We start from the raw sequence: 9,232 nt of genomic DNA on the forward strand, positions 1-9,232 counted from the left end.
AAGGTAAGGCTCTAAGGAAATACCATGACGCAATTTAACCCCGTCGACCATCCGCACCGTCGTTATAACCCGTTAACCGGGCAGTGGATTCTGGTTTCACCGCATCGCGCCAAGCGCCCCTGGCAAGGGGCGCAGGAGACGCCGGCAAAACAAACGTTGCCCGCGCACGATGCGGATTGTTTCTTGTGCCCGGGCAATACCCGCGTCACCGGCGACACTAACCCGAATTACACCGGCACCTACGTGTTTACCAACGACTTTGCCGCATTGATGACCGATACGCCGGACGCTCCGGAGAGCGACGATCCGCTGATGCGCTGCCAAAGCGCCCGCGGCACCAGTCGGGTTATCTGCTTCTCGCCAGACCACAGCAAAACGCTGCCGGAACTGAGCATTGAAGCACTGGAAGGCGTGGTTAAAACGTGGCAAGAGCAGACCGCGGACCTTGGGAAAAGTTATCCCTGGGTCCAGGTCTTCGAAAATAAAGGCGCGGCGATGGGCTGCTCCAACCCGCATCCTCACGGCCAGGTATGGGCCAACAGTTTCCTGCCCAATGAGGCGGAACGTGAAGACCGTCTGCAAAAGAAATATTTCGCTGAGCAGGGTTCACCGATGCTGGTGGATTATGTGCAACGCGAACTGGCCGACGGCAGCCGTACCGTTGTAGAAACCGAACACTGGCTGGCCGTGGTCCCGTATTGGGCGGCCTGGCCATTTGAGACGCTGCTGCTGCCAAAAACGCACATCCAGCGTCTGACCGATTTAACCGCAGCCCAGCGCCACGACCTGGCGCTGGCGCTGAAAAAGCTGACCAGCCGTTACGACAACCTGTTCCAGACCTCCTTCCCCTACTCCATGGGCTGGCACGGCGCGCCGTTTAATAATGAAGATAATCAACACTGGCAGCTGCACGCTCACTTTTACCCGCCGCTGTTGCGCTCCGCCACGGTGCGCAAATTTATGGTCGGCTACGAAATGCTAGCCGAAACCCAGCGCGATCTCACGGCGGAGCAAGCCGCCGAAAAGTTACGTGCCGTTAGCGATATCCATTTTCGTGAATCAGGAGTTGAATAATGAGTCTGAAAGAGAACACCCAGGCGCTGTTTGCTGAACAGTTTGGCTACCCTGCCAGTCACGTCATTCAGGCGCCGGGCCGCGTCAACCTGATTGGCGAACATACCGATTACAACGATGGTTTCGTGCTGCCGTGCGCCATTGACTATCAAACCGTTGTCAGCTGCGCGCCGCGTTCCGACCGTATCGTGCGGGTCATTGCCGCCGATTACGATAATCAGCGCGACGAGTTTTCCCTCGATGCGCCTATCGTTAGCCACGATACCCAACAGTGGTCAAACTACGTACGCGGCGTGGTCAAACACCTGCAGAAGCGCAATAACCACTTCGGCGGCGCCGATCTGGTCATCAGCGGCAACGTACCGCAGGGCGCGGGTTTAAGCTCCTCGGCTTCGCTGGAAGTCGCCGTCGGCACCGTGTTCCAGCAGCTATATCATCTGCCGCTCGACGGCGCGCAAATCGCCCTTAACGGCCAGGAAGCGGAAAACCAGTTCGTCGGCTGTAATTGCGGCATTATGGACCAGCTTATTTCGGCGCTGGGTAAAAAAGATCATGCGCTGCTGATTGACTGCCGCACCCTTGGCACCAAAGCGGTGTCAATGCCGAAAGGCGTCGCGGTGGTGATTATCAACAGCAACTTTAAACGCACGCTGGTCGGCAGCGAATACAACACCCGCCGCGAACAGTGTGAAACCGGCGCGCGTTTCTTCCAGCAGCCCGCTCTGCGTGACGTTGAGCTTGCGCAATTTAATGCCGTGGCCCACGAGCTGGACCCGATTGTGGCAAAACGCGTGCGCCATGTGTTAACCGAAAACGCCCGTACCGTCGAAGCGGCGAGCGCGCTGGCAAACGGCGACCTGCAGCGCATGGGCCAACTGATGGCAGAGTCTCACGCCTCCATGCGCGATGATTTTGAAATCACCGTACCGCAAATTGATACGCTGGTTGAGATTGTCAAAGCGGTTATCGGCGACCAGGGCGGCGTGCGTATGACCGGCGGCGGCTTTGGCGGCTGCATCGTTGCCCTGATACCGGAAGCACTGGTTGAAAAAGTACAGCAGGCGGTAGCCGCTCAGTATGAAGCGAAAACCGGCATTAAAGAGACTTTTTACGTCTGCAAACCATCCCAGGGAGCCGGCCAATGCTAACGCCAACTCGCGAACTCGCGCCCGACGGACAGCCGTGGAACGTGATAACGCTACGTAATAACGCCGGGATGACCGTAACGGTGATGGATTGGGGCGCGACGCTACTCTCCGCGCAAGTGCCTCTTGCCGATGGCAGCCTGCGCGAAGCGTTGCTTGGCTGCGCCACGCCGCAGCAATATCGCCAGCAGGCGGCATTTCTGGGTGCGTCCGTCGGCCGCTACGCTAACCGTATCGCCAATAGCCGCTTCACGCTCGATGGCGAAATCGTGAACTTAACCCCGTCGAACGAGGCCGGCCACCAGCTCCACGGCGGGCCGGACGGCTTCGACAAACGTCGCTGGCAAATTGTCAGCCACGACGACCGCCAGGTGCTGTTTGCGCTCGACTCCGCCGATGGCGATCAGGGCTTCCCGGGTCATCTTCAGGCAACCGCGCGCTATCGCCTGACTGACGATAATCGTATCGCCATTGAGTATCGCGCTACCGTTGATAAGCCCTGCCCGGTCAATATGACTAACCATGTCTATTTTAACCTCGACGGCGCGCAGGGCGACGTGCGCCACCACCGCCTGCAGATCCTGGCCGACCAGTATCTGCCGGTGGAGAGCGACGGTATTCCGTATGGCGATTTACGCGACGTGGAGTACACCAGCTTTGATTTCCGCGCGCCGAAGGTGCTTGCTGGAGAGTTTCTTGCCGATGCTGACCAGCAAAAAGTGAAAGGTTACGATCACGCCTTTCTGCTGCAGGCCAAAGGCGACGCCCACCAGCCGGCGGCGCATGTCTGGTCGCAGGATGAAAAGCTACAGCTGACGGTGTACACCTCGGCCCCGGCGCTGCAGTTTTATTCCGGTAACTATCTCGGCGGCACGCCATCGCGCGGCAGTCAACCTTACGGCGACTGGCAAGGGCTGGCGCTGGAAAGCGAGTTCCTGCCGGACTCCCCCAATCATCCGCACTGGCCGCAGCCAGATTGCGTATTACGGCCCGGCGCCGAATACGTTAGCCTGACGGAATATCAGTTTATCGCCGGATAACGTCATAACCCTCCCTACGGAGGGTTTTTTTTCGCCTTTTTGCTGTAATTTGCACCGCTAAAAGACAAAAAACTAACCGGTGTTTTACAAGCATCTTACACTGCGTCACTATTTTCGCTATGGTTAGGGATAAGCATTGCCGTGAGGCAAATCACGGCAATATAATGAGAATAGTTATCAATCAATAAACACATACACCACAGTAGTCGGGTTGCGTGTAGGAGGAGTAAGAGAATGGCTGTAACTAAGCTGGTACTAGTTCGTCACGGCGAGAGCCAATGGAACAACGAAAACCGTTTCACCGGTTGGTACGACGTTGACCTGTCTGAAAAAGGCGTTAGCGAAGCGAAAGCGGCGGGTAAACTGCTGAAGGAAGAAGGCTTCAGCTTTGATTTTGCTTATACCTCCGTGCTGAAACGTGCCATCCACACCCTGTGGAACGTGCTGGACGAACTGGATCAGGCCTGGCTGCCGGTTGAGAAATCCTGGAAACTGAACGAACGTCACTACGGCGCGCTGCAGGGCCTGAACAAAGCCGAAACCGCTGAGAAGTATGGCGACGAGCAGGTTAAACAGTGGCGTCGCGGCTTTGCCGTCACCCCGCCGGAACTGACCAAAGATGACGAACGTTATCCGGGCCACGATCCGCGTTACGCGAAGCTGACCGATGCGGAACTGCCGACCACCGAGAGCCTGGCGCTGACCATTGACCGTGTCGTACCTTACTGGAACGAAACCATTCTGCCGCGCCTGAAAAGCGGCGAGCGCGTCATTATCGCCGCTCACGGTAACTCCCTGCGTGCGCTGGTGAAATACCTCGACAACATGGGCGAAGACGAGATCCTCGAACTGAACATCCCGACCGGCGTACCGCTGGTGTATGAGTTCGATGAAAACTTCAAGCCGATCAAACACTACTACCTGGGCAATGCTGACGAAATCGCTGCGAAGGCCGCGGCTGTCGCTAACCAGGGTAAAGCGAAGTAATAAGCGACTGAATAATTTCAGCCATAAAAAAAGCGTGGGATTTCCCACGCTTTTTTATTTTTAGCCATTGCAGGCCTAACGCGAACGCAGCCAACAATGGCAAAGTACAGGCTAGCCGCGGCGCGCTTTAACCGCATCCGCCAGCTGGCGCAGGATGGTCTCGGTATCTTCCCAGCCGATGCAGGCGTCGGTTACGCTCTTGCCGTAGGTCAGCGGTTCGCCGCTTTCCAGGCTCTGATTGCCTTCCACCAGGTGGCTTTCAATCATCACGCCCATAATCGCGTTTTCACCGCCGGCAATCTGCTGGCACACATCGGCGCCGACTTCCATCTGCTTTTTAAACTGCTTGCTGGAGTTAGCGTGGCTGAAGTCGATCATGATTTGCGCCGGCAGACCGGCTTTTGCCAGACCCACTTTCACTTCGGCAACGTGCTGAGCGCTATAGTTCGGCTCTTTACCGCCGCGCAGAATGATATGGCAATCGCTATTGCCGCTGGTGTTCACAATAGCGGAATGGCCCCACTTCGTTACCGATAAGAAACAGTGCGGCGCGCCAGCAGCGTTGATCGCATCGATAGCGACCTTGATGGTGCCATCGGTGCCATTTTTGAAGCCAACCGGGCATGAGAGGCCGGAAGAGAGTTCACGATGCACCTGGGATTCAGTGGTACGCGCGCCGATTGCTCCCCAGCTCATCAGGTCCGCCACATATTGCGGGGTGATCATGTCAAGGAACTCGCCCGCCGCTGGCAAACCGCTGTCGTTGATTTCCAGCAGCAGCTTACGCGCGATACGCAGCCCGTCGTTAATGCGGAAGCTGTTATCCATGTGCGGATCGTTAATTAGCCCTTTCCAACCGACGGTGGTGCGCGGTTTTTCAAAATAGACGCGCATAACGATTTCCAGCTCGCCTTTAAGCGCTTCACGCAGTGTCAGCAGACGGCTGGCATACTCTTTCGCCGCGGCAGGGTCGTGAATAGAGCACGGACCAATTACCACCAGCAGACGATCGTCGTTGCCTTTGAGGATGTTGTGAATCGCTTTGCGAGCATGTGCAACGGTATTAGCAGCATTTTCGGTAGCGGGGAATTTTTCCAGGAGCGCAACGGGAGGTAATAATTCGTTGATCTCTTTAATGCGTAAATCGTCGTTCTGATAATTCATCTTCTTTCCAGGCGTTGCCATACTTATACAATGAAATGCAATCCTTCCAATCTATCTCTTCGGTCAAAAAGTGTAAACGTGATTTTACACTGACGATGGAATAATCCTGGAATTAGGGAAAAATACGCCATAAAGTAGCGAAATCCTGCCAGCCAACTACAATTTTTAACTGCAACATCCAATTAAATGTTTATTTTCAGTATTATATTTTAAATCCTCACGCTAAGGCGGAGTGTTAAACCATAGCACCGCAGATCCCTGGCACATCTCTGTTGGCCGCGTTTAGCCAACAAATCGACTAAGCAGGAGTATCCGATGAATATGAATAAACTCACAGCCCTACTTCTCACCGCCACCTTAAGCTTAGCCAGCGGCGCCGCGCTGGCCGCCGATAGCGGCGCGCAATCGAACAACGGTCAGGCCAATTCCGCCGCTGATGCCGGACAGGTTGCGCCCGATGCCCGTGAAAACGTGGCGCCAAATAATGTCGATAACGACAAAATTAACTCCGGCGGCACCATGCTTCATCCTGATGGTTCGACGATGAATCATGACGGGATGTCGAGCGACGAGGTCCATAAAAACAGCATGTGCAAAGATGGACGCTGTCCGGATACGGATAAAAAAATGGAAAGCGGCAATGGCATGAACAACGATGCCAGCAAAACGGATGGCACCTCGCAGTAATTGAAACGGGTGAGATAAGGGATCGAGGTGGCAGTGCTCACCTTGATCCCTTTGTTCGCTGAATTTCGGTAAGATGTCATAGTGTAATAATGATAACTATTAAGGGATGACATCATGGCGCATGCACATTCACCGACCCCTGCTGGCGAAAACAGTAACGCCAACCGGCTGCTTTGGGCTTTTATCGTAACCGCCGGTTTTATGATTATTGAGGCCATCGGCGGCGTCATTTCCGGTTCCCTGGCCCTGCTCGCCGATGCCGGACATATGCTCACCGACTCCGCCGCCCTCTTGTTCGCTCTGCTGGCGGTGCGCTTCGCCAGCCGGCCGCCAAATAGCCGCCACACCTTTGGCTGGTTGCGTTTAACCACTCTCGCCGCCTTCGTTAACGCTATCGCCCTGGTGGTCATTACCATTTTCATCTTCTGGGAAGCGGTACAGCGTTTTAACCATCCGCAGCCGGTGGCGGGAAAAACCATGATGGTCATCGCCGTCGCCGGACTGCTGGCCAATATCCTCGCCTTCTGGATCCTGCACCGCGGCAGCGCCGAAAGTAATCTTAATGTCCGCGCGGCGGCACTGCATGTGCTGGGAGATCTATTGGGTTCCGTCGGCGCCATCGTGGCCGCTATCGTCATTCTGATGACCGGCTGGACGCCGATTGACCCGATCCTCTCGGTGCTGGTGTCGTGTTTAGTACTGCGCAGCGCCTGGCGACTGCTGCAGGAGAGTATGAATGAGTTGTTGGAGGGCGCGCCGCGCTCGCTGGATGTCGAAGCATTAGGCCGCGATCTACGCCGCTCAATTCCTGAAGTCCGCGACGTTCACCACGTTCACGTCTGGCTGGTAGGGGAAAAACCGGTGATGACGCTGCACGTACAGGTCGTACCGCCGCACGATCACGATGCGCTACTTGATAGCATCCAGCATTTTATTGAGCATAAATATGAAATTGAGCATGTGACGGTACAGATGGAGTACCGTCCCTGCAGCGGCCCGGAATGCCACCTGAATCTGGCGCATTCCGGACATGAGCATCATCATCACCATTAACGTGAAAGCGCGTGAGAACCCCGCTCACGCGCGCTGTTAATCCACATCCGGCTGCCATTCAGGGCAATGAACGTCAGCAGCAAATATTCCAGCGACATCGCATACACGCCCTGTAGAGCGAATATCACCACGCTAATGACGTTGATGATCACCCACAGCAGCCAGTTCTCAACGTATTTACGGGTCATCAATACCATCGCGGCAATCGACAGCACCATCATGCAGGAATCCCAGAATGGGAAAGCATCGGGTTCCAGCGTCGGCATCGCCACCTGCAGCCCGAGCATTTGCATCAGGTTGACGGCGATACGGGTCAGGAAGGCAAACACCGGGTTAATAAACACCGTCATCAGACCGATAGCCACTACGCAGCCCGCCAGCCAGGCCAGCGCTTTTGGCAACGGCAGCCAGCGAATTTTCAGTTCCGCTTCGTTATCGCTGGTCTGCCTTGACCACGCGTACCAACCGTAAACGTTCGCCGCGAAGAAAAACAGCTGCAGCAGCAGGCTGGCGTACAGCTGGATCTGGAAGAAGATGATCGCAAAAAGCGTCACGTTCACCAGGCCGAAGGCATAGTTGCTGATCTTTTCCAGGCTCGCCAGCCAGATGCACAACAGGCCGGCGATGGTCCCCACCGCCTCAATCCACGACAGATCGTAGCCGCCGGCGCCGATCGGTATATGCACTAAAATATTCTGCGTACTGAAAAAATCCATTTTATCCCCTAAGCGTAACGCGACGCGGTAATGAGTTATCCCCGTAGTGTAGCCGCAAATTCCAGCATACGGTTAAGCGGAATTAATGCCCCGGCACGCAGTTTGGCGTCAACGTGAATTTCGTGTTCAACGCCGCCCTGCTCTAACCCTTCCGCTATCGCTTTCAGGCCGTTCATCGCCATCCAGGGGCAATGGGCGCAGCTACGACAGGTTGCGCCCTCACCTGCCGTAGGCGCTTCCAGCAGCTCTTTTTCCGGTACCGCCTGCTGCATTTTATAGAAGATCCCGCGATCGGTGGCCACGATAAGCTGGCGCTGCGGCAGGCTTTTCGCCGCAGCAATTAATTGGCTGGTTGATCCTACCGCATCCGCCATGTCGACAATCGCCTGCGGTGATTCCGGATGCACCAGGATCGCCGCGTCGGGGTAGAGCCCCTTCATGCGCGCCAGCGCCTGGGTTTTAAATTCATCATGGACGATGCAGGCGCCCTGCCAGCACAGCACGTCGGCCCCGGTCTGGCGCTGTACATAGCGGCCAAGGTGGCGGTCCGGCGCCCAAAGTATCTTTTGTCCGAGGCTATCGAGATGTTCAATCAATTCCACGGCGATGCTGGAAGTCACTACCCAGTCGGCGCGCGCTTTTACCGCCGCTGACGTATTGGCATAGACCACCACGGTGCGATCCGGGTGAGCATCGCAAAACGCGTTAAAGTCATCAATGGGACAGCCGAGATCCAGAGAACACTCCGCATTCAGCGTCGGCATCAGAATGGTCTTTTCCGGACTAATAATTTTGGCCGTTTCGCCCATAAAACGCACTCCGGCAACCAGCAGCGTGGAGGCCGGGTGACGCGCACCAAAACGCGCCATTTCCAGCGAGTCGGCAATACAGCCGCCGGTCTCTTCGGCCAGTTGCTGAATTTCAGGATCGGTGTAGTAATGCGCCACCATCACGGCGTCGCGTTCACGCAGCAGGCGTTTAATTTTCTCGCGGTAAAACACTTTTTCGTCACGGTTCAACGGTTGTGGTTTTGGCGGGAAAGGATAAATCGCCGTTTCAGGATCAAACATTACGCTCATCATGCAATCTCGTTTTACTGGCTTAACTTTGAAACCGTAAATATCGCTTTGTATCGCCTTAATACGGTCACTATGTTTTATATGCTAAACAAGATAGCCGATCGCAAGCGAAATGTCGTGATGAATTTTGTATTCCCCGGGGACGATGCTCGCATCTTCCCGGGCTACCGGTTCGTGCGCTATGGAGTCACGGTAAGCGTAGTGCGAACATGGAGATGATTGTGGAGAATGACGCATAGCAAAAAGGCGCCTTTAGGGCGCCTTTTTACATTGGTGGGTCGTGCAGG

Annotated in this window: 10 protein-coding genes; 7 read left to right on the plus strand and 3 right to left on the minus strand. The window is 55.5% G+C overall.

Going from position 1 to position 9,232, the window contains the following annotated elements; all coding sequences use genetic code 11:
* The first annotated feature begins 24 nt into the window (after positions 1–24).
* The 4 genes from galT (at position 25) to gpmA (ending at position 4,246) form a co-directional block, all read left to right on the plus strand.
* Positions 25–1,074: a galactose-1-phosphate uridylyltransferase gene (galT, locus tag ABLU86_RS11410; RefSeq protein ID WP_015367649.1), complete on the plus strand. Its 1,050-nt coding sequence runs from the start codon at positions 25–27 to the stop codon at positions 1,072–1,074.
* Complete coding sequence (gene galK / locus ABLU86_RS11415) at positions 1,074–2,222, plus strand: galactokinase (protein WP_015367650.1); 1,149 nt, start codon at positions 1,074–1,076, stop codon at positions 2,220–2,222. Before galT ends, galK begins: the two co-directional genes overlap by 1 nt.
* Positions 2,216–3,259 carry a galactose-1-epimerase gene (galM, locus tag ABLU86_RS11420; protein ID WP_020079334.1) on the plus strand — a complete coding sequence of 348 codons (1,044 nt, stop codon included), beginning with the start codon at positions 2,216–2,218 and terminating at the stop codon, positions 3,257–3,259. Before galK ends, galM begins: the two co-directional genes overlap by 7 nt.
* Positions 3,260–3,493: 234 nt before the next feature.
* On the plus strand, positions 3,494–4,246 hold the full coding sequence (gene gpmA, locus ABLU86_RS11425; RefSeq protein WP_015367652.1) for a 2,3-diphosphoglycerate-dependent phosphoglycerate mutase: 753 nt from the start codon (positions 3,494–3,496) through the stop codon (positions 4,244–4,246).
* A gap of 111 nt (positions 4,247–4,357) precedes the next feature.
* Here the strand turns inward: gpmA and aroG are convergent, their stop codons facing one another.
* The gene (aroG, locus tag ABLU86_RS11430) at positions 4,358–5,410 is read right to left on the minus strand and encodes a 3-deoxy-7-phosphoheptulonate synthase AroG (protein ID WP_015367653.1); all 1,053 of its coding nucleotides are present in this window, start codon (positions 5,408–5,410) and stop codon (positions 4,358–4,360) included.
* 315 nt (positions 5,411–5,725) lie between these two features.
* Between aroG and ABLU86_RS11435 the strand changes: the two genes are divergently transcribed.
* Positions 5,726–6,097, plus strand: a complete 372-nt coding sequence (locus ABLU86_RS11435) for a YbgS-like family protein (protein ID WP_015367654.1) — start codon at positions 5,726–5,728, stop codon at positions 6,095–6,097.
* Between the two features lie 114 nt (positions 6,098–6,211).
* Entirely contained in the window at positions 6,212–7,150 is a 939-nt protein-coding gene (gene zitB, locus ABLU86_RS11440; RefSeq protein ID WP_015367655.1) for a CDF family zinc transporter ZitB, read from the plus strand.
* Here the strand turns inward: zitB and pnuC are convergent.
* Both pnuC and nadA read right to left on the minus strand, forming a co-directional pair.
* Positions 7,147–7,866 (minus strand): nicotinamide riboside transporter PnuC, encoded by a 720-nt coding sequence (pnuC, locus tag ABLU86_RS11445; RefSeq protein ID WP_015367656.1) that lies wholly within the window; start codon positions 7,864–7,866, stop codon positions 7,147–7,149. The two genes, zitB and pnuC, sit on opposite strands and share 4 nt — an antisense overlap.
* A gap of 35 nt (positions 7,867–7,901) precedes the next feature.
* Positions 7,902–8,945: a quinolinate synthase NadA gene (gene nadA / locus ABLU86_RS11450; RefSeq protein WP_047080669.1), complete on the minus strand. Its 1,044-nt coding sequence runs from the start codon at positions 8,943–8,945 to the stop codon at positions 7,902–7,904.
* Between the two features lie 81 nt (positions 8,946–9,026).
* On the opposite strand from nadA, the gene ABLU86_RS11455 reads away from it, so the two are divergent.
* Positions 9,027–9,164 (plus strand): hypothetical protein, encoded by a 138-nt coding sequence (locus tag ABLU86_RS11455; protein ID WP_306305877.1) that lies wholly within the window; start codon positions 9,027–9,029, stop codon positions 9,162–9,164.
* The last annotated feature ends 68 nt before the right edge of the window (positions 9,165–9,232 follow it).

The organism is Klebsiella sp. JN_Kp121 (genome assembly GCF_040062145.1).
Classification (GTDB): Bacteria; Pseudomonadota; Gammaproteobacteria; order Enterobacterales; family Enterobacteriaceae; genus Klebsiella; species Klebsiella aerogenes.